This is a genomic window from Salinivibrio proteolyticus (assembly GCF_027286365.1).
GTDB lineage: Bacteria > Pseudomonadota > Gammaproteobacteria > Enterobacterales > Vibrionaceae > Salinivibrio > Salinivibrio proteolyticus.
The window spans coordinates 2,890,069-2,915,945 of the sequence record NZ_CP114584.1; the positions used below are offsets into that span (position 1 = coordinate 2,890,069).

23 protein-coding genes are annotated in these 25,877 nt (G+C 52.4%); 9 read left to right on the forward strand and 14 right to left on the reverse strand.

What is annotated here, in order from left to right:
- Positions 1-10: 10 nt before the first annotated feature.
- Positions 11-2,761, reverse strand: coding sequence for a DNA polymerase I (gene polA / locus N7E60_RS13500; protein WP_269597739.1), 2,751 nt, complete (start codon positions 2,759-2,761; stop codon positions 11-13).
- Positions 2,762-3,212: 451 nt separating this feature from the next.
- On the opposite strand from polA, the gene elbB reads away from it, so the two are divergent.
- Positions 3,213-3,863, forward strand: coding sequence for an isoprenoid biosynthesis glyoxalase ElbB (gene elbB / locus N7E60_RS13505; protein WP_069590273.1), 651 nt, complete (start codon positions 3,213-3,215; stop codon positions 3,861-3,863).
- 542 nt (positions 3,864-4,405) lie between these two features.
- Here the strand turns inward: elbB and N7E60_RS13510 are convergent.
- The 4 genes from N7E60_RS13510 to recQ all read right to left on the reverse strand — a co-directional run bounded on the left by N7E60_RS13510 (position 4,406) and on the right by recQ (position 7,870).
- Positions 4,406-4,858: a GNAT family N-acetyltransferase gene (locus tag N7E60_RS13510; protein ID WP_269597740.1), complete on the reverse strand. Its 453-nt coding sequence runs from the start codon at positions 4,856-4,858 to the stop codon at positions 4,406-4,408.
- 61 nt (positions 4,859-4,919) lie between these two features.
- Positions 4,920-5,588, reverse strand: a complete 669-nt coding sequence (locus N7E60_RS13515; RefSeq protein WP_077455766.1) for a 7-cyano-7-deazaguanine/7-aminomethyl-7-deazaguanine transporter — start codon at positions 5,586-5,588, stop codon at positions 4,920-4,922.
- A 112-nt stretch (positions 5,589-5,700) separates the two neighbouring features.
- Positions 5,701-6,003, reverse strand: a complete 303-nt coding sequence (locus tag N7E60_RS13520; protein WP_269597742.1) for a DUF3630 family protein — start codon at positions 6,001-6,003, stop codon at positions 5,701-5,703.
- Positions 5,990-7,870: an ATP-dependent DNA helicase RecQ gene (recQ, locus tag N7E60_RS13525; protein ID WP_077765907.1), complete on the reverse strand. Its 1,881-nt coding sequence runs from the start codon at positions 7,868-7,870 to the stop codon at positions 5,990-5,992. Before recQ ends, N7E60_RS13520 begins: the two co-directional genes overlap by 14 nt.
- Before the next feature lie 171 nt (positions 7,871-8,041).
- Here recQ and rarD point away from each other — a divergent pair, with 171 nt between their 5' ends.
- From rarD to N7E60_RS13540, 3 genes are all read left to right on the forward strand, one after another.
- The gene (gene rarD, locus N7E60_RS13530) at positions 8,042-8,959 is read left to right on the forward strand and encodes an EamA family transporter RarD (RefSeq protein ID WP_269598599.1); all 918 of its coding nucleotides are present in this window, start codon (positions 8,042-8,044) and stop codon (positions 8,957-8,959) included.
- Positions 8,960-9,013: 54 nt separating this feature from the next.
- A complete protein-coding gene (locus tag N7E60_RS13535) occupies positions 9,014-9,751 on the forward strand; it encodes an AraC family transcriptional regulator (protein ID WP_269597743.1) in 738 nt (245 codons plus the stop codon).
- A gap of 76 nt (positions 9,752-9,827) precedes the next feature.
- Positions 9,828-10,469 (forward strand): LysE family translocator, encoded by a 642-nt coding sequence (locus tag N7E60_RS13540; protein WP_269597744.1) that lies wholly within the window; start codon positions 9,828-9,830, stop codon positions 10,467-10,469.
- Between the two features lie 96 nt (positions 10,470-10,565).
- On the opposite strand, the gene uvrD is transcribed toward N7E60_RS13540, so the two are convergent.
- The 7 genes from uvrD to lptM all read right to left on the reverse strand — a co-directional run bounded on the left by uvrD (position 10,566) and on the right by lptM (position 17,549).
- Positions 10,566-12,746, reverse strand: a complete 2,181-nt coding sequence (uvrD, locus tag N7E60_RS13545) for a DNA helicase II (protein ID WP_269597745.1) — start codon at positions 12,744-12,746, stop codon at positions 10,566-10,568.
- Positions 12,747-12,934: 188 nt separating this feature from the next.
- Entirely contained in the window at positions 12,935-13,663 is a 729-nt protein-coding gene (locus tag N7E60_RS13550) for an HAD-IA family hydrolase (protein WP_269597746.1), read from the reverse strand.
- 1 nt (position 13,664) lies between these two features.
- Positions 13,665-14,636: a tyrosine recombinase XerC gene (gene xerC / locus N7E60_RS13555; RefSeq protein WP_077640156.1), complete on the reverse strand. Its 972-nt coding sequence runs from the start codon at positions 14,634-14,636 to the stop codon at positions 13,665-13,667.
- The gene (locus tag N7E60_RS13560) at positions 14,633-15,325 is read right to left on the reverse strand and encodes a DUF484 family protein (RefSeq protein ID WP_269597747.1); all 693 of its coding nucleotides are present in this window, start codon (positions 15,323-15,325) and stop codon (positions 14,633-14,635) included. The genes xerC and N7E60_RS13560 overlap by 4 nt, the downstream gene beginning before the upstream one ends.
- Positions 15,322-16,152 carry a diaminopimelate epimerase gene (gene dapF, locus N7E60_RS13565; RefSeq protein WP_069590300.1) on the reverse strand — a complete coding sequence of 277 codons (831 nt, stop codon included), beginning with the start codon at positions 16,150-16,152 and terminating at the stop codon, positions 15,322-15,324. Before dapF ends, N7E60_RS13560 begins: the two co-directional genes overlap by 4 nt.
- Before the next feature lie 8 nt (positions 16,153-16,160).
- Entirely contained in the window at positions 16,161-17,414 is a 1,254-nt protein-coding gene (gene lysA, locus N7E60_RS13570; protein ID WP_077640155.1) for a diaminopimelate decarboxylase, read from the reverse strand.
- A 24-nt stretch (positions 17,415-17,438) separates the two neighbouring features.
- Positions 17,439-17,549: an LPS translocon maturation chaperone LptM gene (lptM, locus tag N7E60_RS13575; RefSeq protein ID WP_096630268.1), complete on the reverse strand. Its 111-nt coding sequence runs from the start codon at positions 17,547-17,549 to the stop codon at positions 17,439-17,441.
- 77 nt (positions 17,550-17,626) lie between these two features.
- On the opposite strand from lptM, the gene cyaY reads away from it, so the two are divergent.
- Positions 17,627-17,938 carry an iron donor protein CyaY gene (gene cyaY, locus N7E60_RS13580; RefSeq protein WP_077455777.1) on the forward strand — a complete coding sequence of 104 codons (312 nt, stop codon included), beginning with the start codon at positions 17,627-17,629 and terminating at the stop codon, positions 17,936-17,938.
- A gap of 50 nt (positions 17,939-17,988) precedes the next feature.
- On the opposite strand, the gene N7E60_RS13585 is transcribed toward cyaY, so the two are convergent.
- Positions 17,989-20,574, reverse strand: coding sequence for a class I adenylate cyclase (locus N7E60_RS13585; protein ID WP_077479950.1), 2,586 nt, complete (start codon positions 20,572-20,574; stop codon positions 17,989-17,991).
- Positions 20,575-20,964: 390 nt separating this feature from the next.
- Between N7E60_RS13585 and hemC the strand changes: the two genes are divergently transcribed.
- Genes hemC through N7E60_RS13605 form a run of 4 tightly spaced genes read left to right on the forward strand, consistent with a single transcriptional unit; the run spans position 20,965 to position 24,977 of the window.
- The gene (hemC, locus tag N7E60_RS13590; protein ID WP_069590307.1) at positions 20,965-21,900 is read left to right on the forward strand and encodes a hydroxymethylbilane synthase; all 936 of its coding nucleotides are present in this window, start codon (positions 20,965-20,967) and stop codon (positions 21,898-21,900) included.
- On the forward strand, positions 21,897-22,661 hold the full coding sequence (locus tag N7E60_RS13595; protein ID WP_269597750.1) for a uroporphyrinogen-III synthase: 765 nt from the start codon (positions 21,897-21,899) through the stop codon (positions 22,659-22,661). Before hemC ends, N7E60_RS13595 begins: the two co-directional genes overlap by 4 nt.
- Positions 22,654-23,784, forward strand: coding sequence for a uroporphyrinogen-III C-methyltransferase (locus N7E60_RS13600; RefSeq protein ID WP_269597751.1), 1,131 nt, complete (start codon positions 22,654-22,656; stop codon positions 23,782-23,784). Before N7E60_RS13595 ends, N7E60_RS13600 begins: the two co-directional genes overlap by 8 nt.
- Positions 23,781-24,977, forward strand: a complete 1,197-nt coding sequence (locus tag N7E60_RS13605) for a heme biosynthesis HemY N-terminal domain-containing protein (protein ID WP_269597753.1) — start codon at positions 23,781-23,783, stop codon at positions 24,975-24,977. The genes N7E60_RS13600 and N7E60_RS13605 overlap by 4 nt, the downstream gene beginning before the upstream one ends.
- Positions 24,978-25,051: 74 nt before the next feature.
- On the opposite strand, the gene N7E60_RS13610 is transcribed toward N7E60_RS13605, so the two are convergent.
- Positions 25,052-25,864: a hypothetical protein gene (locus tag N7E60_RS13610; protein WP_269597754.1), complete on the reverse strand. Its 813-nt coding sequence runs from the start codon at positions 25,862-25,864 to the stop codon at positions 25,052-25,054.
- Positions 25,865-25,877: the final 13 nt, after the last annotated feature.

Below are 25,877 nucleotides of genomic sequence, written 5' to 3' on the forward strand. Positions count from 1 at the left end.
AAGCCGTGATTTAGTGGGCTTCACCCCAGTTATTACCGTGTCCAGACTCAGCAATCAGCGGCACGTCCAAGTCCGCTGCCGACTCCATCAGTTTCCGTACTTCACTTTCAACTTTGGATAAAGATGACGTTTTAACTTCCAGTACCAGTTCATCGTGAACTTGCATTACCAGACGAGCGTCATCCGCGGCATTGGCTTGAATCCATTGATCAACCAGTATCATCGCACGCTTAATAATATCGGCCGCCGTTCCTTGCATCGGCGCATTGATTGCCGCGCGCTCGGCCCCTTTACGACGCATGCCATTGCGTGATTTTATTTCAGGCAGATAAAGGCGACGACCGAAAATGGTTTCTACATAGCCTTTTTCCGCCGCTTGCTCACGGGTGCGGTCCATGTAGGCCTTTACGCCTGGGTAGCGCTCAAAGTAGGTATCCATATAGCTTTGTGCTTCTTGACGGCCAATCCCTAATTGACGGGACAGACCAAAAGCACTCATGCCATAAATCAGACCAAAGTTGATCGCTTTAGCGCGGCGTCGCTGCTCGCTGGTGACCTCATCGAGGCTTACCCCCATCACCTCCGCTGCGGTGGCGGCGTGAATATCTTTGCCGTCACGGAACGCTTCTAGCAAGGCTTTATCACCGGATAGGTGCGCCATAATCCGCAATTCGATTTGCGAGTAATCGACCGCCAAAATGGTATGATCCGGTTCCGCGGTGAAGGCTTCACGAATACGACGACCCTGTTCGTTACGAATGGGGATATTTTGTAAGTTCGGATCGGTGGACGATAAGCGCCCCGTCGCGGTGACGGCTTGATGATACGAGGTGTGCACACGGCCGGTTTGCGCATTGATCATGCGCGGCAATTTGTCCGTGTAGGTCGATTTGAGCTTTGCCAGCCCACGGTATTCCAAAATCCGCGCTGGCAGCGGGTAATCGAGTGAGAGCTCTTGCAGCACTTCTTCATTGGTTGAAGGGCTACCTGATGGGGTTTTTTTTACTACCGGCAGGCCCATTTTCTCAAACAAAATCGCTTGTAGCTGCTTGGGCGAGCTTAAGTTGAACTCTTCGCCGGCAATCTCAAACGCTTCACGCTCAAGCTCAATCAAACGAGTATGTAACGCTTCTGATTGGGTCGCCAACTTGTCTTTGTCAATTAGCACACCATGACGTTCCATACGCGACAACACGCTGACTAGCGGCATCTCGTAGAACTCAAAGATGGTTTTCAGTTTCTCGTCACTGGTGACTTTACCAATCAGGTATTGGTGCAAACGCAACGTAATATCGGCATCTTCCGCCGCATAAGGTGCCGCTTGCTCAAGAGGGATTTGGTTAAAGGTCAGTTGTTTCTTGCCTTTCCCAGCTATGTCTTCAAAACTGATGCAGGTGTGCTGCAAGTAGCGTTCAGCGAGGCTGTCCATGTCATGGCGTCCCGCCACACTGTTATAGACGTACGATTCCAGCATGGTGTCATAGGCGATCCCTTTTAAGGTGATCCCGTGACGCGCAAACACACTGGCATCATATTTCAGATTCTGGCCGACTTTCGCGGCTGAAGGATCTTCCAACCAAGGACGCAACACCTCCAGCACCTCATCCAGCGATAATTGAGCAGGCGCTTCCAGATAATCATGCGCTACCGGTACATACGCCGCTTCACCCGGCGCGACGGCAAATGAAATACCAACCAGATTGGCTTCCATATAGTTGAGGCTATCGGTTTCCGTATCGACCGCAACTACCTCAGCGTCACGAATTTTCTTCAGCCAAGTGTCCAGTGCGTCGCGAGTCAGAACGGTCTGGTAGCCACTGCGGTCAATCGTGGCCGCTTGCGAGATAGGTTCATCAGACACCGCCTCTTCCGGCGCATCGCCTTCATCCAGCTCTTTAAGCCAGCGGCGGAATTGCAAGTCACGATACATGGCCACCAAGGTGTCATTGTCAGGCTCTTGCTTGACCAGCTGTTCAGGGGTGAAATCCAGTTCAACATCCAATTTAATCGTGGCGAGCTGATAAGACAGGTAAGCGGCGTCTTGATGCTCAGTCAGTTTTTTCGCCATGCTTTTCGCGCCGCGGAAGCTGAGCGCTGCAATCTTATCGAGGTTGGCGTAGATATCATCCAAGCCGCCTAGATTGGCAATCAACGCGGTCGCGGTTTTATCTCCCACACCCGGTACGCCAGGAATGTTATCGACTTTGTCGCCCATCAGGGCAAGGTAATCAATAATATGCTCAGGACCAAAGCCATACTTTTCACGCACCGCCTCAGGATCCATCACCACATTAGTCATGGTGTTGATTAAGGTGACATGCTCATCCACCAGCTGCGCCATGTCTTTATCACCCGTGCTGATCAGAACCGGCATTCCCGCTTTTGAGGCTTGAGTGGCGAGTGTGCCAATCACATCATCAGCCTCCACCCCTTCTACCGCGAGTAAAGGCAGACCCATGGCTTTAATAATCTTATGCAAAGGTTCAATTTGCCCGCGTAGGTCATCTGGCATGGGTGGACGGTTGGCTTTGTACTGCTCGTACATATCGTCACGAAACGTCTTCCCTTTAGCATCAAAAATCACCGCCACATGTGAATGGGGAAATTGTCGCAACAAACTACGCAGCATGTTCACCACCCCAAATACAGCCCCGGTGGGTTCACCTTGGCTATTGGTGAGATTAGGAGAAGCATGGTATGCCCGGTAAAGGTACGAAGAGCCATCCACGAGGATTAACGGATTGTCGGGAAGAGTTGCCATATCAGAATCTTGGTTGCCAGTTAAACACGTTAGCTGCTAAGCATGCCACGAGTCGTCATTCCTGTTAACCACGGTTTTTCACATCCATAGCCTGAGCTGTGGATAAGTTTGTTGGTAAATATTTTATAGGGTTTTGATTTCGTCTAAATAATCATAGATTTTGATTTTTAAATAGATTAAAAACAAACACTTATTCCACGTGGCGCAAAAAGGATCTTGATCGAAAAAGGATCCTTAGGTGTGGAAAAAGAAATCACTTGCTCTGCATGAGGTTGCAGAGAAAGTCATCACAAACTGCGGAGATAATCACCAATTTGGTTATCGAACTTGGCTACTATTTCGCTTAACCCAGCACCAATGCGACACTGTTGAACGTAACTAAGCGTAGACGCGTTTGGTCGATTATCCACATTGATTGCGATAATTTTAATCTCGATACAAGGAGAGCATCATGAAAAAGGTGGCTGTTATCTTATCTGGCTGCGGCGTGTTTGACGGTGCCGAGATCCAAGAGGTAGTCCTATCCCTGCTTGCCCTCGAGCAAAACGATGCCCAATGGCAATGCTTCGCACCAGATATCGATCAGCACCATGTGATCGATCATCGTACCGGCGAAGCGATGAACGAGACACGTAATGTACTCACCGAAGCCAGCCGTATTGTTCGTGGGGAGATTCTTCCGCTAACGGATTTAAACGTCGACCACTTCGACGCCTTACTGGTTCCCGGCGGCTTTGGCGCCGCGAAAAACCTATCGGACTTTGCTTACAATGGCGATCCGGTGCAAGTCAATCAAGAGATGTTTGCGGTTTGCCAAGCCTTCGCTCGTGCAGAAAAGCCCGCCGGCTACATGTGTATTGCCCCCATCATGATCCCGCAGATCTATCCAAAAGGCGTCAAGGGCACCATTGGCAATGAGCCAGATATCGCTGCCGCCTTTAATCGGATGGGCGGTGAACATATTGAGTGTCCGGTATCAGATTATGTATTAGATCAGCGCCACCATCTCCTGTCCACGCCCGCCTATATGCTCGCGACGTCAGTCCTGGATGCCGCCAGTGGGATCAATCGGATGGTAAAAAAATTGGTAGAACTCGCCTAGACACGCTTATCCGCACAGAAACGCAGCAGAGAAAAAGAAAAAAGCGACGCCGAGATGGGCGTCGCTATAACAAGTGAGCGCAAAAACAAAGCTGTTACCAGAACAGTTTGCTGGCCCCAATACACTGGAAGCAATGTGAGCAATGTCGTGCCTTCAGAGCTGAGCATGTGGGCTTTGCCCTGAACGCAAGTTAACAATAACCATTCTCATTCCCACTTTCAAGACTTAGTTGAGAATCTTTTTCATTTATTGATCTTGTGCTCAGACTCACTCGCTGTCATCAAACTGTTATTGCACCCAAAGTCATCACGCTAACAACTTTGGTTCGAAAAGCCAGTGCCCAGAAAAGAAAAAAGCGACACCCTGAGAGGTGTCGCCTAGCAAAAATAGGCTAACTTAATCACTGTTTGATAAGCGCCCCGCTAATACACTGGAAGCAATGTGAGCAATGTCGTGCCTTCAGAGCTGAGCATGTGGGCTTGGCCCTGAGTGCAAGTTAATAATAACCATTCTCATTATCGTTTATCAAGAAAAAAATACGCTTATTTTTCACTCGCTGTACATTTATTGATCTGCTTCTCAAAATAAAGTCGGTAATCGGCAGGCTGACCTTTTTGCTCCACCGCAACCATCTGATAGCCATGACGCATCAGCATGCACACCATCGCGGTGAAGCGATTACGTGATTTGACCGCAAGCGTTTGATAGCCAGAAGCCGCTACCCACGCTTCTTGAGCCTTGAGTAGCGCTTTCGCCACTCCTTGACCTCGGGCCGCTTTGGTTACCCCGCCCAGCCAGCTATAAAACTGCGTCTGACTGGTGGCGTAGCCTATTTTGGCACCGACAGGCTCACCGTTTTGGTATGCGACTAATACCAATGCTGTGCGTCCCGCTAATCGCGCGTGGCATTGCTCCAAGGATACACCTGCATCCAACTCGGGCACGCTGTTAAGCACTGTTGCCGCATCTTCTAAGTGCCCAGCACGAATTTCCATCTCACCTCCTCGCATTGACGTAAAAAAAGAGCCGCAATGCGACTCTTTATTCTGCTACTGATTAGGACGTTTGCTGCATCGTCGCCGACGGCGTCACCTGTGTGATTCGTCGAATAATCAGGTTTAGCAACACCCCATACATAGGAATAAACAGCCCCAAGCTAATAATCAGCTTAAAGGCATAGTCTACCAAGGCAATTTCAACCCAGTGCTCGGCCATAAAGGCATCTTGACTTTGGTAAAACGCAATCGCGAAAAAGGCGAGTGTGTCTGACGCATTACCAAACAAGGTGGAACAACTCGGCGCGACCCACCATTGGCGCTGCTGGCGTAACCGATTGAACACATGAATATCTAAGATCTGACCCAGTAAGTAAGCCATAAAGCTGGCAATCGCAATCCGAGCAACTGTGAGGTTAAACGTGCCCAGCTCCGCAAACCCTTGGTAACTGCCTTGATAGAACAAGACGGATAACACGTAGGAAATCAGCAGCGAGGGCACCATTACCAGCAAGATAATACGGCGTGCCAATGCCGGACCATAGATCCTGACGGTTAAATCAGTGGCCAAGAAAATAAACGGAAACGTAAACGCCCCCCACGTGGTATGGAAACCCCAAACCGTAAAGGGGATCTGCACCAAGTAGTTACTGGAGGCAATGATCAGTAGATGAAAAATCACGAGGTAACCCAGCGCCTTACGCTGCTGAGCAAGAGAAAAGTGGCTCATAGTGCACCTTTTTGTCATTGGGGGCGAGGGAACCCAAAATACTTAGCTACCCGTCTACAGGCAGCGCGAGGTGGCGAATTATACAGCAATCAAGCGACGGTGCCAGCGCAATTTAAAGAGGCGGATGACGCGTCCACCAGCGGCGCAAAAAGGCAATTACCTCATCGCCCTCCTCATCCAGCGCTTCTAACCACACGCTCTGGGTGTAATGTGCTGCTTTAAGCATCAAACGCGTGCCTTCAAAATCAATCAGCCAGGTCATCATATCCGCGTCTTGTTGCCACTCAAGCACAGAGGCTTCGAGGGCTTGCAGCAATGGCTGACAGACTTCTTTGCCATTATCCGCATCCAGCTGCGGCTGATAAAACGCCAAGGTGTTGTCGGACGCTATCAATTGCCAATTACTCGGTGCCATAGCCGTACTCGCTCAAGCTCAAGTGATCGTCAATCAAGTCCAAAAACGCATCGCCAAATTTTTCGAGCTTGCGCTGCCCAACGCCACTGACCGCTAGGAGCTCCGCTTGCGATGACGGCAGCATCTCGGCCATTTCCATCAAGGTTGCGTCGTTAAACACCACATAAGGTGGAATATCTTCTTCATCAGCAATGGCTTTGCGTAACTTACGCAGCTTGGCGAACAGTTTTTTATCGTAATGGCGCTGGCTCAGCTTGTTGGCCTTGGTGCGAGGGCTGAGGCCAATACGCGGCACCGCCAGCTCAAGGGCAATCTCGCTGCGCAGTAATGGTCGCGCTTGTTCAGTTAACTGCAGTACCGAGCTACGGGCAATGTTTTGCACCAGATAACCGCGATGGATCAATTGGCGAATAATGCTTACCCAGTATTCATGGCTCCACTCTCGCCCGATGCCGTAGGTAGAGAGCTTGTCATGGCCATGATCTTTAATGCGCTGATTTTGCATCCCGCGCAACACTTCCACCACATACCCGACCCCGAAGCTTTGGTTAACACGGTACACGCACGACAGCGCTTTTTGTGCTTGTTCGGTGCCATCAAAATGGGTGGGCGGGTCGAGGCAAATATCACAGTTGCCACATGGGGTTTGCCGATGCTCTCCAAAGTAGTTTAGAAGCACTAAACGACGACAGGTTTGTGCTTCGGCAAATGCGCCCATCGCAGTCAGTTTATGGCTTTCGACCTGCTTTTGGGGCCCATCCGGCTTTTCTTCCAAGCAACGATGGAGCCATCCCATGTCGGAGGGGTCGTACAACAACACCGCTTCAGCCGGCAGTCCATCTCGCCCGGCTCGGCCGGTTTCTTGGTAGTAAGATTCAATATTGCGCGGCACATCATAGTGCACCACAAAGCGAACATTGGGCTTGTTGATCCCCATCCCAAACGCCACGGTCGCCACCACAATATTGACATCATCACGTTGGAACGCCTCTTGGACTGATCCGCGCGCCTCTGTGGTCATCCCTGCATGGTAAGCGGCGGCGAGCATATTGTTATCACACAGTTTTTGAGTGACTTGCTCAACCCGCTTGCGGCTATTGCAATAGACAATTCCTGATTGGCCGCGTTGACCGCTCAGAAACTGCACTAATTGGGCCAAAGGTTTATGCTTTTCCAGCAAGGTGTAGCGAATGTTAGGGCGGTCAAAGCTACCCAGATGTACCAGCGGATCGTGCAGGGCAAGGCGGGACAAAATATCCTCGCGCGTGGTGGCATCCGCGGTGGCAGTCAGCGCCATCACCGGCACGTCAGGAAAGTGCTGTTTGAGCTGGCCTAAAGAGGCATATTCACGACGAAAGTCATGCCCCCACTGGGAAATACAGTGCGCTTCGTCGACCGCAATCAACGCCAGTTGCCACTCCGTTAAGCGATGGATAAAGTCACGCCCTAGCGCGCGCTCAGGCGACACATAGAGTAGTTTCACCTCCCCCTGATTTAGCGCACGCAAAGTATCCGCTTGCGCCTCAGGCGTCATCGCTGAGTTTAAGCACGCCGCCGCAACCCCATTGGCATTAAGCTGGTCAACCTGATCTTTCATCAATGAAATCAAAGGTGAAATCACCACGGTCAAGCCGGTGCGCACCAACGCGGGGATCTGATAGCACAGTGACTTCCCTCCCCCGGTCGGCATAATCACCAAGGCATCACGCCCCGCAATCGCTGCATCAATCACCGCTTGCTGACCTTCTCGGAACTGGTGATAACCAAACACCGCTTTGAGTACCTGATGGGCAGGACTCATGGCAGGATCAGCGGTAGCGGCGTCAGTTTCGGTTGACGCATCGGCATGGGCGGGGGTGGCGGACATAATCAAGCTCATTACTCAAACTGGCGCTCATTCTACCGACACCCCGTAAGCGATGAAACCCTGAGCACAGAGAAAGGTGCTTGCGCCCGCCCTTACAACTTGTTACATCTAGGCAACATGCACACGTTCGTGTTCATCCCTGACCGACACTTATAACGAGACTGCGCTGTGATTCCTGATCCAAAACGCACACGCCAAGGCGTGTTACTGGCCCTTGCGGCCTACATTATGTGGGGTATCGCCCCCATGTACTTTAAAACGGTCAACCATATTCCGGCGCCCGAAATTTTAGCGCACCGGGTATTGTGGTCGTTTGTCTTTTTGGCATTGCTGCTTTTTTTCACCCGTCGTTTTTATCAGCTCAAGCCGATTATCCGCGAGCCGAAAAAGCTGTTGATGTTGATGCTCACCTCTTGCTTTATTGGCTGTAATTGGCTGATTTTTATCTGGGCGATTGTCAATAACCGCATGCTGGATGCCAGCCTTGGCTACTACATTAATCCACTGGTGAACGTGGCGCTGGGAATGATCTTTCTTGGTGAGCGTTTCCGCCGTCTACAGTGGCTTGCAGCCGCGCTGGCGTTGGTGGGGGTATTAGTACAACTGATCACCTTTGGCTCACTGCCTTGGATTGCGTTGGTGCTGGCCACCAGTTTTGCGATTTACGGCTTACTGCGCAAAAAAATCAATCTCCCTGCGGTGCCGGGGTTGTTTGTGGAAACCTGCACACTCTTGCCCGTTGCGCTGATTTATCTTTGGCAGTTTGCCGATACCCCCAGCGCCAACTTGCTCGATAATCCCATCAACCTCAATATGCTACTGGCCGCTGCCGGTTTGATCACCACGGTGCCTTTACTGTGCTTTACGGGTGCTGCCACTCGCCTACCCTTAACGGTATTGGGCTTTTTCCAATATATCGGCCCTAGCTTAATGTTTTTACTTGCCGTCGGCTTGTATGACGAACCCTTTACCCCAGATAAAGCCACCACCTTTGCCTTTATTTGGGCCGCCTTGGCAATATTTAGCTTTGATGCCTATCGGGCACGCCGACCTAAATCCTCGCTAAAGCAAGCGTCGGCGATTGACTAAACCAGTAAGGAGAGCGCTCTGACGACCCAGCACCAAGCCACCCAGATAGCCGGCGTGCGTATTATCGAAGGCCATTTTCATCATGAGTCCTTCAAGCGCCACTATCATCTTGATTATCATATCGGGCTGATCACCGGTGGGGCTCAGCGTTATTACTACCGCGGTGCGAGCCATGTTGCGCGCCGCGGAGAGCTCGTGATTATGCCTCCAGGTGAGGTACATGATGGCACTGCCGTCGACCAACATGCCTATAGCTATCGCGTGATCGCGCTGTCACCGCAATGGCTAACGGAGCATTATCATATTGGTAATGACACCATGCCCTTCACAACAAAGCCCTTGGCACGCACATGCTGGCAACGCGTGTATCAACTGAGTGAGCAGTTGATACACCAGCCCGATTCACTGGCTTGTGAGTCCGCGCTAGTCGCCGCCATAGAGCCATTGCTGTATACCCATAACGAGCAACATCCACAAGCACCTCTCACCCAAACGCAGCTTAAGCAGTTGCGAGAATACATGCATGCCCACTTGGAAGAGGGGGTTGAATTGTCACAGCTCGCCCAGCTAACACATCGGTCCGTGCCACAGTTTTGTCGCCAGTTTAAGCGCTCAACCGGTATGAGCCCTTACGCCTATTTCCTCTGCTTACGCCTCGAATCAAGCTTGTTAGCGATTCGTGCTGGCACGCCGCTGAGCACGGTTGCCCACCAACACGGCTTTCATGATCAAGCACATTTTGTCCGTGCTTTTTATAACCACTTTGCCCTGCTGCCCTCACAAGCACGCTAACCATGATAAGAATCTACAATACTCCTGCGAAGGCTATGGCGTATCTTGCCCTTTTCATGCTTAAAAAGAGGTTAGGATGAACGAGCTGACTATTCTCGCCACACTGGCGGGGGTGCATATGATTGCACTGCTCAGCCCCGGGCCCGATTTTGCCTTGGTGCTCCAAAATGCAACCCGTTATGGCCGTGCTACTGGCTTGGCGATTGCACTAGGGTTATCGCTCAGTATTTTGGCACACACAATATTGAGCATTACCGGCATCAGTCTGTTGGTGCATCAGCATCCACAACTGTTTATGTGGGTGCAAGTGGCAGGGGGCAGTGTGCTGATGTATTTAGGCCTTAGCGCGATTAAAGGCTTGCTCGCCGCCACCGCGCCGGCGCAAACTACCAATGATGCGCCTGCAGTACGCGGCCAAAAACAGGCCTTTTGGAAAGGGGTACTGACCAACCTTTTTAACCCTAAAGCCTTGGTGTTTTTTATTTCGTTGATGAGTACCTTGGTGCCGGCCAGCATGTCTGCCAGTGGCAAAGCCATGGCCGTGGCGGTGGTGTTCCTACTCTCATTAGGCTGGTTTTCGTCACTCGCCTGGCTGCTATCAGGCAGTCGCGTACAGCAAGTGCTCACCAAGGTCGCCCCAGTTATCGATGGCCTGTGTGCGCTATTGTTTTTGCTGTTAGGTGGCGCGGTCGTTTGGCAAGCCGGCGTGTTCGGCTAACGCCGCGGCTGAAAAAATGCAGGCAATCGAGTCAATACCAATACGCCCAGCCAAGGCTGGGCGTATGTTACGTTTTTTGGCGTTAAGCAGCCGAGATTAAAGCGCTTCCAGTTTGGCGTACTGAGTCACCAACCACTTAATCCCTTCCCCATTAAAGGCAACTTGCACGCGGCTTTGTCCGCCACTGCCTTCAAAGTTGATGATGGTGCCTTCACCAAACTTAGGGTGTTGAACCCGCTGACCCAAACTAAACCCGGTTTGGTTAAAGTTCTCCTGAGTCTGCGTTTTGGAAAAACGACCCCCGCTTGCAGCAGGGCGTGAGACATTGGCACGCATGCGCACTTCTTCCAAACAGGCCTCGGGCAGCTCACGAATAAAGCGCGAGATCTTATGGAACATGTCTTTGCCGTACACACGGCGCATTTCTGCGTAGGTCAGATAGAGTTTTTCCATCGCTCGCGTCATGCCGACATAGCAAAGACGACGCTCTTCTTCTAGGCGACCCGCTTCTTCGGCTGACATCTGGCTGGGGAACATGCCCTCTTCCACCCCGACCATAAAGACTAAGGGGAACTCGAGACCTTTGGCACTGTGCAAGGTCATCAATTGGACCGCGTCATCAAACTCGTCCGCTTGCCCTTCACCGGCCTCAAGGGCGGCGTGGGCCAAGAATGCCGACAGCGGTGTCATCCCTTCCGCTTCCGCCTCTTCGGGTGGCGTAAATTGGCGCGTGGCCGTCACCAACTCTTCCAAGTTATCAACGCGTGCTTGCGCTTTTTCACCTTTTTCTTGCTCGTACATGGCGCGCAAGCCGGAGTGACGGATCACCGCATCGGTTTGTTGATACAGTGCCATGTCACGGGTGTCATCTTCTAGCGCATTGACCAGCTCGATAAACCGGCCCAATGCATTGGCCGCACGCCCTGCCAGCGCTTTTTCGGCCAAGATTTGCTCGGCAGTGTGCCATAAGGTTTGGCCACGATCGCGCGCCGCACCACGAAGCGTCTCAAGAGTGCGATCACCAATCCCTCGAGTGGGCGTGTTTACCACCCGCTCAAACGCCGCATCGTCATTGCGATTCGCCATCAAACGTAAATACGCCAATGCATCTTTGATTTCCTGACGCTCAAAAAAGCGCATGCCGCCGTAAATACGATAAGGCAAGCCGGCTTGAATTAAGGCTTCTTCCAGCACCCGGGATTGGGCGTTGTTGCGGTATAAAATGGCGCTGTCACTCAGTACGCCCCCTTCGTCTTGCCAGGTTTTAATTTTCCCGACGACAAAGCGCGCTTCATCTAGCTCATTAAACCCGGCATACACCGAAATAGGCTCGCCCTCTTTGCCCTCGGTCCACAGGCTTTTGCCCATCCGGTCGGCGTTGTTTTCAATCAGGGTGTTCGCCGCTTGCAAAATCGTACTGGTCGAGCGGTAGTTTTGCTCCAAACGGATAGTCTGCGGGGTGGTGAAATCGTCCAGAAAACGCTGAATATTTTCGACTTTTGCGCCACGCCAGCCGTAAATGGATTGGTCGTCATCGCCGACAATCATCACTCTAGCCTGTTGACCGGCCATCATGCGTAGCCACGCATATTGGATGTTGTTGGTATCTTGGAACTCATCCACCAAAATGTGCTGGAAACGTGCTTGGTAATGATCACGGATCACCGCTTTATCGCGCAATAACTCTAAGTTTCGCAGCAAGATCTCGGCAAAATCCACCAAACCGGCGCGATCACAGGCTTCTTGATACGCCTGATAAATCCGTAGCCAAGTGCTTTCAACCGGATCATGGCGGGTATCAATGTGCTTGGGACGCAAGCCTTCATCTTTTTTGCCATTGATGTACCAACTCGCTTGCTTGGCGGGCCAGTGTTTTTCATCCAAGTTTTGCGCTTTAATTAACCGGCGTAGCAAGCGCTGCTGGTCGTCTGAATCAAGAATTTGGAAGTCTTGTGGCAGGTTGGCGTCCAAATAGTGGGCACGGAGAATACGATGGCAAATGCCGTGGAAGGTGCCACACCACATGCCCGAGGCGGTGCCTTGCATCAATTGCTCGATACGGCCGCGCATTTCCGCTGCCGCTTTGTTGGTGAAGGTAACCGCCATCACCGAGAACGGCGACGCCTCTTCCACCCGCATTAGCCAAGCCATACGATGAACCAGCACCCGGGTTTTACCACTGCCAGCACCTGCCAGCACCAAATGGTTGCCGAGCGGCGCGGCCACGGCTTCACGCTGTTTGTCGTTGAGTCCGTCAAGAAGAGTTGATACGTCCATCGCCACCTGCCATTTTACTGGGTATTTATACACTGGTTGGCGATTATACCAGCTCAGCGCTAAATTGCGCGCCCGATAACGATCAGCGCTTCAACCGAGTGAATGGTGGAAATATCAGTACTATGAGTAATATCTGAGCTATGAGTAATACTGGTAGTATACGTAATATCGCATAGCAGTATCGCGGCCTAACGGTGCCACTGCTGAATTAAGCTATCGAGCTCAGATAAATCGTCGATCGCCACATCCGGTAAGGTGCGTCCTTTGCGCATCATCGGAGATTGGCGCTCTGGGCGGATCCAACAGGCTTGCATGCCCGCTTGGCGCGCGCCAGCCACATCCGAACTTAAATGATCGCCCACATGTAAAATACGCGCCGGGGCGATGCCCAAGGCCTGCGCCGCCTTGTCAAACATCTCCGGGTTCGGCTTGGCCGCACCGTGTTCACCGGCACGGAAAATATGCTGGAAAAACGGCGTCAGTCCAATCGCATCGGTGTCGACGTTACCGTTAGTGATAGCCACCAATGGCAGTTTCTCGGACCAAGCTTTTAAGTAAGCCAGACTTTGCGCCGGCGGAGTAAAGTCACTGCGATATCCGCAAAAGAAGGTGGTCGCCGCTTGGGCTTGTGCGCGCGCCTTCTCCGCGGTTAAACCCACATGTTCACCGGCAAGCGTCAGCTGGGCAACCCGCATCGCGGTAACATCAAAGCGTTGGGCAGGGTTCTCATCACGGGCTTGGCGGCGAAATCCCGCAAGGGTGGCTTTATCAAGCGCGGCGAGCGGTGGGCAGTGCTCACTCAAATAGTCGCTTAGCGCCGCCTCCGCGCGTGCGATCACCGGCCAGTTATCGTACAAGGTATCATCCAAGTCAAAACTCACCGCATCAAACGCGTTTAAGCGACGATAAAATTTCATATCACGACTCCGAGTTGTTTTTTTTGCCTGCGCTGGGTTTACGAGCCCCTGTACTGCGGGCGCGAGGATGCGCCGCGTCATACACTTTCGCCAAGTGTTGAAAATCCAAGTGGGTATAAATTTGTGTGGTGCTTAAATCGGCATGGCCAAGCAACTCTTGCACCGCCCGCAAATCCCCAGACGACTCCAGCATGTGAGTAGCAAAGCTGTGGCGCAGTTTGTGAGGATTAATATGGCTGTTCACCGCCTGCTTTTGTCCCCACTCCGCCATACGCTTTTGCACGCTACGGTGCGAAATTCGCTGGCCGAGTTTAGAGATAAATAGCGCCTCTTCTGGCCCTTTGAGGAGCTGGTTGCGCACTTTTAGCCAGTTCATCACCCAGGTTTTCGCCATGCCGGAAAAAGGCACGATACGCTCCTTTTCCCCTTTACCGGTGACACGCAAATCCCCTTTACGTACCGAGACATCACGCACGTTGAGATCCACCAGCTCGGCCAAACGCAACCCTGCGCCATACATCAGCTCCATCATCGCCCGATCCCGTACCGACAGCGGGTCGTCTTGCTCCACCTCGAGCAGCTGATTCATTTCATCCACATCAAGGTTTTTCGGCAACTGGCGCCCTTGCTTGGGCGCGGCGACCCCTTTGGCTGGGTTGGCGGCAAGCTGTTCGGTTTGTACGAGATAGTCGAAAAAGCTGCGCAGTGCGGACAGCCGCAACGCAATACTGCCCGGTTTGAGGCCATCGCGTTTGGCTTGGCTCGAAATTTGTCGCACCCAGTCGGCATCCACATCTTGCCAATGGGCGATGCCCCGCGCGGCCAGAAAGTCGACAATCTTATCTAACTGGCGCTGATAATTGCGTTGCGTATGGGCACTGAGGCCCCGTTCGCTGAGCTGATATTGATAAAAGCGATCAAGAGGGACCGTCAGTGAACGGGGAGCCGCTTGGTCAGACGTTACCGCTGTCACTGACGCTCACCCTTGTTCGTCCACTGGCTACATAAGATGGCCAAGTGTGCCGCCAGCTGTTCGATAAAAAGGGTGTCCATTTCTGGCTGAAAGTGCCCGCCATCTGCGCTCGCAAAGCTCAACAGTCCCCACTCTTTGCCTTCCCCTTTAATCGGTATCAGCGCAAAAGAGCCTAGCTCCGGTGGCGTTGCCATCACTACTTCAGCATCCACACGGCGCAAGCGTCCGAGATAACAACGACGTCCGGCAAAATGATGACTCTTTAATTGATCCACCGCCTGACGTGAGATGGTCTGCAGCCCGTCGATAGACGCATACACACGTAAGCTGACGCTCAGTTGCAGTTGATCGCTAAGCGTCGTCAATGCTTTTTGCACCGTCTGCGGTGTGTCGGCACGCAACAATGCCTGATGCGCTTCAGCAAAGGCACGAAACAGGGCATCGTTTTTTGCCCCTAGACTCATCAGTTGGGTAATGTCTTCTTCCAGCTCCGCCACCCGCTCACGCAGGCGCTTGAGTTGAATTTCCACCAGCGATACTGCACCTTGCTCGCCGTGTGGCACGGTCAGCTGCGTCAGTAAATCGCGATGGCGAATAAAAAAATCTGGATTGTCTTTTAAATACGCTGCCACCGCCTCATCGCTAAGAGGCATGGTTTCCAGTGTCGAAGCTTCTACCCCATCATTCATAATTGCAATTGTCCATCAAATACATGTGTCGCTGGGCCTGTCATTGATAAGGGATGACCCGGCCCACGCCAGCGAATGCGTAAATCTCCACCGGGTAAACTCACCGTTACTTGCTCATCAAGCAGGCCTTGTATAATCCCGACCGCAACCGCGGCACACGCGCCACTGCCACAGGCTTGGGTTTCACCAGCGCCGCGCTCGTACACTCTAAGCTTAATCGCATTGCGGGAAAGGATCTGCATAAAGCCAGCATTGACCCGTTCAGGGAAGCGTTCGTGACTTTCAAGTAGCGGTCCCAAGGTGTCCACGTCGGCATGGTCGACATCCTCGACCACAGTCACTACATGCGGGTTGCCCATGCTCACGGCACCCACAAACAAGGTCTGTTCCGCCACCCGCATCAAGTAGGTTTTTTCTTGTGAGTTGGCACGAAACGGAATTTTCCCCGGCGTGAATTCCGGCTCGCCCATGTTCACGCGCACCTGATTGTCGTTTTCAATGTGCAGTAGCATTTTACCGGCTTGGGTGCTCACGCTGATCTGATGCTTATTGGTTAGCCCTTTCATTCGCACGAAACGCGCAAAGCAGCGCGCACCATTGCCACATTGCGAGACTTCCGATGCGTCAGGATTAAAAATGCGATAATGGAAATCTGTCTCAGGATCGTAAGGCGGCTCCACGACCAATAGCTGGTCAAAGCCGACGCCACGATGACGATCGGCCAAACGCCGAATCAAATCCGGCGAAAAGAACGCGTTTTGCGTGACACAGTCAACCACCATGAAGTCGTTGCCCAGCCCGTGCATTTTTGCAAACTGTACCTGCATGCCAATCCTTATTCTGGTAGGCGCTGTTCAAGCTGCCATAGCGACGCCAAGTTTTCGCGCTCGCGCACAAGGTGAGCTTGGTCGCCATCAACCATCACCTCGGCGGGGCGGCAGCGTGAGTTATAGTTTGACGCCATCACAAAGCCATATGCGCCGGCTGAGCGTACCGCCAGTAAATCACCCGCTTGTAACACCAGCGAGCGGTCTTTGCCCAAGTAATCACCCGTTTCGCACACTGGGCCTACTAAATCATAGGTTTGTGGCTCTCCTTGGCGCGGCACCACGGGAATGATTTCTTGATAGGCTTGATACAGTGACGGACGAATTAAATCGTTCATCCCCGCATCGATAATGGCAAAGTTTTTATGCTCACTGTGCTTCAGAAACTCAACCTTGGTCAGCAACACCCCCGCATTGGCGGCAATCGCACGACCCGGCTCAAAAATCAGCTCAAGATGACGATGATTGTCCAAACGCGCCAACAACGCTTTGGCATACTCAGATGGCTGAGGCGGTTTCTCGTCGCTATAGGTCACGCCTAATCCGCCACCCACATCCAGATGACGAATCGTAATGCCTTCATCACCCAAGGTATCAATCAACGCCAACAAGCGGTCGGTAGATTCAATAAAAGGCGCGAGCTCGGTCAGTTGCGAGCCGATATGACAGTCAATGCCTTCGACCTTAAGGTGTGGCAAGCTGGCTGCATAACGGAAACTATTCAACGCCTCCGCAAAGGCAATACCAAATTTATTTTCCTTTAAGCCCGTCGAGATGTAGGGGTGGGTGTTGGCATCCACATCAGGATTAATACGCAACGATATCGGCGCTTGCACACCCAACTCGCCCGCGACTTGATTTAAGCGGTCGAGTTCAGAGTGGGACTCCACGTTGAAACATTTGATGCCCACTTCCAGTGCACGACGCATTTCTGCGGCCGTTTTCCCCACACCAGAAAACACCACTTTGGCAGGATCACCACCGGCGACGAGCACGCGCTCGAGTTCACCTTGAGAGACAATATCAAATCCTGACCCCAAGCGCGCCAGCACATTTAACACCCCGATATTGGAGTTTGCCTTAACGGCATAACACACCAAATGCGGATGATCGCCCACGGCGCGATCAAATGCGTGCCAATGGCGCTCAAAGGTTGCACGTGAATAGACGTACAAGGGTGTACCGTGATCATCGGCAAGCTGGGTCAAAGGCAATGATTCGGCCCACAGCTGGCCGTCGTCCTGATAATTGAAATAATCCAAGGTGTTCTTCCCTGTCGTCGTTGGTTATTGATTTTGCGTCGGTTGTTCGTCCGGATAATGCAGGGGCCCTTGTTGGCCACAGCCGGTCAGTGTCATGATGCCAGTGAACATCAGTAAAATGACGAGTTTTCGCATAGTGAATGCCAGTGATTATCGAGTCAATGCCCTCTATAATCGCATCACAACCATGAAAAGCAATAGGATGTAACGGGATGAACACAACGGAATATCATCAGTTGGTCGATTTACAAATGCAGGCCATTGAAGAAGGTATCGATGACTCAGGCGCCGACATCGATTATGAGAGCGTTGGCAACGTAATGACGCTGGAGTTCGATGATGGCAGCCAAATCATCATTAACCGCCAAGAGCCGATGCAAGAAATCTGGCTCGCGTCGAAAAGCGGTGGATTCCACTTTGCCCTCAAAGACGGCGAATGGACCTGCAGCAAAACGGGACTCGTGTTGATGGATCTGGTGCAGCAAGAGTGCAGCAAGCACGCAGGCGAACCTGTTTCTTGGTGATCTTGATGGACAATCGACAGAGCGCGAGCCCCACGGGCCGCGCTCGTTGACTATTTAAACGACGCTACCTGACCGGCTAATCCCTGATGTGGCGGCTGTCGCGGCGGCTGCCATTGTGGATCGCATTTAAAGGGCAAGGCTTGGGTTTCACCCTGCTCATCGGTCACGATTTGATAAAACTGCGGCAAGTTAAAGTTGATAAAATTGGCACTGTAGCTGTAGCGGTCATGAGAAGAGGTATAGAAACGGTTTACCCCTTGCACCATCTCAGTTTTGTCCCCGCTACACTGACGATACACTTCCACCCGATTGTTTTCGTCGAGAATATACAGGTTGTAACCATTGGTACAATCTTCAAAGAAAAACTGCACCAAGCCTTCACTGGCGTAGGCATCAACCACTTCAGGCGGATGCACATCTTGTGGGTTGTCGACCACCATCACCGGCGTGCCGTTGACCTTGTTGGTGGAAATACAGCGATAAAAATCAACCGAGTTTTCTAACCGCTGTACTGACACGCCTCGACGTTCGAAAAACAAACCATGAGTCTGCTTACCGATGCGTAAGGCTTTAAATCGGCGGCGCTTTTCCTTTTCAATTGGTTTTAAGCGCAATTCAATGCACTCAGCGACCAATTGATAGACCAGATTACGAATTAAGCCACGCATCTTGCTTGAGTAGCAGAACACGTCCACAGACTCTGGGGGCAGCGCATCTTGGTGCATTTTGCCCAGCATGGTTTTCAATGCTTCCAAAATGGCATCATCGCCACGGTAATTCAGGGTCCGAACTTCATTCCACGAGTTGCGATAAACGAGATCGACACTCCCCACCAAACAGGTTTGTTCGGGGCCGTAGCTGAAAATATCACTGTTTTTGAAGTCAAAACGCATCGACGGTTTTTTGTATGCCGATGTTGGATCTTGCTCCAAATTGACAAACAACGCGAGCTGGCGAATTTCACACGGACTCGACAGCGCATCCAGTGTCGGGCGCGGTGGACGTAATGAGAAGGTGTTACGCATGTCACTGACTAGCTGATACAAGGTATCGATATCAACATCCGCATCGCGCACCACGGTGTGCAAATGGGTTGACTCCGTCAGCAAGCCGTTAAAAAACGCCCACGCCACCAGCTTGGATAAATAAGCATTGTGCTCTAGCGGCGCGCGACCAATGATATCGACCGGATCAAGCGAGTGCTTATACAAATACCAACCCGGCGCATTGGTGCGCCCTTCCGATACCTGAATAAAGGTGAGATCCGATTCATGTAAATCTGGCGAAATTTGCGGATTCAATAAGGTCACTTTACCCGGCAATTCTTCAAAGGCGGCATACAGTTTACGCGCGAGAATACTGATGTCTTGCGGGCTAATCGCGGACGTAATATCGTTGCGGCGGGCAAAGCGGATCAGGTTCCGATAGCTTTGCATCAAGGCGTCAAGCAGCTCGTTGTGCGCGTATTTTACCTCCTCGACTTTCCAGTAACGGCGGTTGTCGAGGTAGGCCAGCGCCTGTTCATCCCAGCCCCACTCACGGGTTAGCAATCGCAACACATCACGACGCCATGCGACCGAGCCGGTCGACGGCGCCTGCGTCAATTTCTCATGGGTTTTTAGATAAAAACAACGACGTACAAGGTCGAGACGACGGGTGTCACCAATGGATTCCAAATAACGGGTGACTTTTTCCAGCATCAAATAATAGGCGTCGGACTGATACACATCGACCCATCCGGCATAGAAACGGCGTTTGCCATCCACACTCAGAAGCTGGGTGCCGGGATACTGCCATGAGTAGGCTTCGAGCAAAATCGCTTTGAGCACCGACTTATACGGTGAATCAATACTTTTATACAGTTGCCACAAGCTTGAGCCAAAATATTCTTCGGCTGGGATGGTCGGCAGACCACCAAAGTCGACCCAATCACGACGGTCAAGGCCATGGTCAGCGACCAGCGTATCCACATAGTCCTCGTAGCACGCTTCCATCTCTGGTGGCACCATGTACCACAACAGTTTTTGGCCGGCGAGTCGCATTGAGGAGCGATAAAACTCATCCAGCAAAAGAAAATGCTGACTGGTGCCACAGTTGTCACTGGTCATCGCCTGTGACAAGTGGTGGCGAAAACGGCCCTCACAGACCACAAAGAAGTTCGCTTCTACCCCTTGGTTTAGGGCCCACTCTGAAATGGCGGTGCACTTGGCATCCAGCATCTCGCGCTGCGCCGCGCTGACGGAGGCATCCACACACACCCAAATATCGAGGTCACTGGTCAAGCTTTGCCCCATGGACCCGGTGCTGCCCATGGTATACATGCCTTTAATAGGCAGACGCTGATCGTGCTCAAAACGCGCAGTTAGAGAGGAGAAACGGGTGTCTGTGTGGATCAGGCAATCGGAGACAAACTGACGTTGTGTCTCATCAAGCTCGTAATCGGCAATGCCAAAGGGCACGCTGTCGTCAAAAAACCCCGGTAAAGCCGGATGGTTTAGGTGTAAAAGCACTGGTAGCACATCGAAAACCGCTTGAGCCTGCCGGCTCATGGCTGACCGCGCGCGATCCATTCTCACACGGTTAAACGCCTCGATGCGTTCAGTTTGCTGTTCAACGTATGTTTGCAAGGCAATCATCCAGATTCGTTGACATCCCGGTCAACAGGTCGACGTTACTGTCTTCACCGTATCCGCCCAATTGCAGATAACAAAACGTGATCAATGTAACACTCTAGACAACTCGGGTAAAGCCAATAACCCCGATGCCTGTGTGGTGGTATCTATGCCGCACTATAGGCGATTTTTGAGACCAACATCAATCTTTTTCGCTCTACAACCTTAGTCGTAGACCAGCAAAAATGCCGTCTTTCCAAGTAACAATTTGCTGTAATAATAAGCGATTGATCACATTTTTTCACCTATATCGCGACCAGCACGCCATAAATGCGCAAACGCGTCAGGAGAGATTACGTCCAGCGCAGCGCCAATGATAGGATGGGCGCCATTGTGTAAGAAGGAAAGCAAATCATGTATTCAACCCCCGTACGCATTGCGACACGCAAAAGCCCTCTGGCATTGTGGCAGGCGGAGTTTGTTAAAGCGGCTCTTGAGCAGTCACACCCAGGTTTATCCGTCGAGCTGGTGCCGATGGTCACAAAAGGTGACGTGATTCTGGACACACCGCTCGCCAAGATTGGCGGTAAAGGGTTGTTTATTAAAGAGCTCGAGCAAGCCATGCTCGACGGTCGCGCCGACATCGCCGTGCACTCGATGAAAGACGTTCCAGTCGAATTTCCTGAAGGACTGGGGCTGGTCACCATTTGTGAACGTGGCGACCCGCGTGACGCCTTTGTCTCTAATCATTACGACAGCATTGATGCATTGCCCGAAGGGGCGGTGGTAGGCACCTCCAGCTTGCGTCGAGAATCCCAACTTCGTGAGCGCCGCCCAGACTTGGTGGTCAATACATTGCGCGGCAATGTCGGCACGCGTCTCGGTAAACTCGACGATGGCCAATATGACGCCATCATCCTCGCAGCAGCTGGGTTAAAACGACTGGGCTTGCACGATCGCATTCGCAGCGAAATCCCGCCAGAAGTGATCTTACCCGCGGTTGGCCAAGGTGCCGTAGGGATTGAATGTCGATTGGATGATGAACGTATTCGTACCTTGTTGGCCCCGCTGTCTGACGCCAACACCACTCAACGCGTATTGTGCGAACGCGCGATGAACAATCGCCTCGAAGGCGGCTGTCAGGTGCCGATTGGCAGTTATTCAGAAATCCAAGGCGACAAAATCTGGCTACGTGCGTTAGTCGGTGAGCCCGATGGCTCTACCATTCTGCGCGGCGAAATTACAGGGCCGCTCGAGAAAGGCGAACAACTGGGCACCGATCTCGCCGAGCAACTGCTCGCCCAAGGCGCACGTCAAATCTTGGATAAGCTTTATCAAGACGACGCATGACCATTGTTGTTGTTCGCCCCGAGCCGGATTGCAGCCAATTAGTCGACCTGCTTGCCCAACACAAGCTGGCGGCCTTGCCTTGCCCACTGGTTAGCTTTACGCCGGGGCGAGATTTACCGTCACTGCCCGCGCTACTTTCCTCTCTCCCCGCAGGCAGTGTGTTAGTGGCCGTTAGCCCCCGCGCGGTCGCATTTACCCATCAAGCCCTTCAGCAACAGGGGTTAGCGTGGCCGCGTCATTGTCATTATGTGGCCGTCGGGCAGCGCACGGCCAACGAATGGCAGCAGGTTGCCAACCAGCCGGTACAGTATCCTGCGCGAGAAGACAGCGAAGGCATGCTCTCATTAGCGCCTTTTAAGGTGATAAAAGGGAAGCAGGTGGTTATTCTGCGCGGAGAGAGCGGACGCGATATGATGGGGCAAACCTTGCAGTCGCAAGGCGGGCAAGTTCACTATTGCGAGGCCTATCTACGACAATGGGCGATTGAGCCTTTAGTATCGCAAGTAGTAAGCTGGCCACAAGACACGATTACCACCGTGGTGGTAACCAGTGGTCAACAATTAGCCCACTTTGATCAACTTATCACACTGAGCGGACAGCACTGGCTGCGCCAATGCCGTATACTGGTGCCCAGTAAAAGGATTCAAGATCAAGCGACTGCGCTCGGTTTTGACACGATTACGACCGTTGACAGCGTGGCCAATGACGCACTGGTTAACACGCTGCTGAGGTTAAGAAAAACGGGACTTTCGGATGACTGACAACAAAAACACCGACACCAAGCAAAGCAAGGCCACGACTCCCTCTTCACCAGATACACACGCCTCGCACAGTAAAGCGGCGCCTAATAAGCCTAAACCTGCCACACGCAGCCGAGGCGGACTAATATTAGGTGCAGTTGCCATCGCCATCGCGCTAGGGTCGAGTGGTTGGCTTTTCTACCACGGCCACCAACAAGCCACCGTGCTGCAAAATACGCTATCCGCGCAGCAAGCGCAGATTGCACGCCTTGAGCAAGCCCTAAATGACCAACAACAGACGGCAGCAAAAGTGCGCGCGCAAGTGATTGATGACACCCAAACACGCTTAGCGCAACAAGACAATACCTTGAAGAGCTTGCAAAAAGCGGTAGCCGAAGTGAAAGGACGCCGTCCGAATGACTGGCTGCTTGCCGAAGCGGATTACCTAATTCGTATGGCCGGACGCAAGATTTGGCTCGAGCATGACGCGCAAAGCGCCACCGCGCTGATGGAAGCGGCCGACCATCGCATTGCCCAGCTCAACGATCCTTCTTTGATGCCTATTCGTCAGGCGATGGCCGACGACATTACGGCGCTAAAAGCAGTAAAACGGATTGATCGCGACGGCATCGTGCTGCGTTTAACCAGTATGCAACAGCAGGTCGAAACCTTACCGCTTGCCAATGCGGTGATCCCTGACGCGATTGAAACCGAGAAGCCGGTGGTGAGCGAATCGGTCAATGACTGGCAAACCAACCTCACTACCTCCGTGAAAGACTTTGTCGATAACTTTGTTACCTACCGCAAACGTGATGGCAATGTTGTCCCGCTGCTGTCGCCAACACAAAGCTACTATCTGCAAGAGAACGTCAAGAACAAGCTCGATCAAGCGATGCGCGCGGTCTATCAAGGCAATGATGCCTTGTATCATGAGGCCTTGGGTATGGCCAAAGATTGGACACTACGCTTTTATAACCAAGATGCGACTGTGACGGAACGCTTTGTCGAGCAAATCGATGCACTCGACCAGCAAAGAATCGGCATCGATTTACCTAACAAGCTAAAAAGCCAAGCCTTGGTCAGTGATGAAATCGACACTCGACTGCGTCGAGACATCGCGCCACTCACAGGAGGTCAGTCATGATTAAACTCCTACTGCTTGTCTTAGCGCTGGTTGCCGGTCTGCTCGTCGGTCCGGAGCTTGCTGGTCAACAAGGGTATGTACTGATCTCTGCCGCCGAGCAGACACTTGAAATGAGTGTGACGACCTTGATTATCCTCATTGTTGGATTGATTGGGGTGTTATGGCTGCTCGAGTGGGTGCTGCGCAAGCTGCTCTCGCTCAGTAGCACCGCGAGCGGTTGGTTATCAGGACGTAAACAACGCAAAGCACGCAAACAAACCCAAACGGGATTGATGAAATTACGCGAAGGCGAATGGAAGCAAGCGGAGAAGCTATTAGCAAAAGCTCGTCCTTTCAGTGACGCGCCCATGCATAATTTACTGGCCGCTGCAGAAGCGGCGCAGCAGCGTCAAGATCTTCATGCCAGGGATCAGTATCTCCAACAAGCCGCTGACCTTAACGCCAACAGCTTGGCACTTGCCCTGACCCGTGCACAACTACACAGCCAAAGCGGTCAGTACGAAGAAGCACTGGCGTCGTTGCGTGCCATTAAGCGCCAGCATCCTCGAAACCCGGTGATGCTATCCCTGCTTAAAGACACCTATATTCAACTGGAAGATTGGTCGGCGTTATTGAATTTGCTGCCCACACTGAAGAAGGCTCAGCTTCTCGATGGGACGCAATTGGAAGCACTCAGTGAGCGTGCGGAACTCGGTGTCATGGAACACATTGCCAGCCAACAAGGTACCGAGGGACTGCTAACCCACTGGAATCGACTCTCGAAAACCAAACGCAGCCAACCCGCTCTATTGGTGGGGCTGGTACGCCACTTAGTGGCGCGCAACGCGGACTCTGAAGCCTATATTCTGCTGCGAGAAGCCTTGAAAAAACGTCCGGAGGACAGCCTGATTGCGCTGCTTCCCAGCTTAAAGCTGCCTGACATTCATCCCGCCGTGATCATGCTCGAAGAGCTCCTCAGGTACGGCTCTCGTAATCCTGTGACCCATAGCGCGTTAGGACAGTTGCTGATGCAACAAGGGAAGTGGCAAGACGCACGTAGCCACTTTGAGAAAGCCCTCGAGTATCGTGCGGACGTGACCGACTACGCGTATCTCGCCGATGTATTGGATAAGCTCAATCAAGGAAAAGCGGCCAGCGATGTCTCTCGCACCGCACTCAAACTTGCGCTACCCGAGCAACCGCCTGCCGCTTAATCGTGGAAAATGAGACACAAGCAAACGAAAACGCCCCGCTTCAAGCGGGGCGTTTGTTATTCTTCATCCGAGCGTCAACGCTTTTTACACAATACGTTTAACGCCGCATCGGCATTACGTGTCACCACTTTCCCAGTGCGGGCATCCACGCCCATTGCTCCTTGCACCCAATAAGGTAAACGCATAGGCAACTGATCGGTGGCCTTAGATACCGCGACTAAATCGGCTTGGCTTGCCAGCATCATGCCCTCTTTTTGGCACCGTGCCATCGCGCCTGCATAGTCAATACGCAACCAATTGATATCCTTTTCCACATATTGCTGATCGCCGGCTTCCGGCTCAGGCAAACCAAAATGATTCAGGTTAATGGTGGACGCGCTCGCTGGCATGGTTGATTTTGCCATCGTCGATGATGACGTCACAGACTTCGCCTGCGTCGCTAAAGGGGGTAAGCGAATCACGGCCGGTTCCGATAATGGCTGGCGTGTTTGACGCATAACAGCCTTTTGGGTGGGTCCGAACTGGCGCACACGCTGTAACACCAAACGCGCCACGTCAGGGTTATCATATGGACCAATCAGGCAACGCCCGCGCCCATCACGGAGATGCACCTGAAATGGCAAGTCTGGCAACCCTTGACGCAGCGACTGGAAAAACGCGCGCGATGGCACACCTTCCGTTGCCCCACACTGGATCCAAAACGCATGGCTATTTGAGTCAGGCGTTTGGTTGCCCCACAATCCTTCACCAATATCGCACTGCTCACCAATAATGGGCCAGCCTTGTTGGTGGTCAATCACCGCACACGGCGTTTGCGCCGCATTCACTGGCGCACTGATCGCCCATGTTGCTACGGCACTCACCGCAAGACGTCGCAACCACCTCATGATTTGCTCTCCT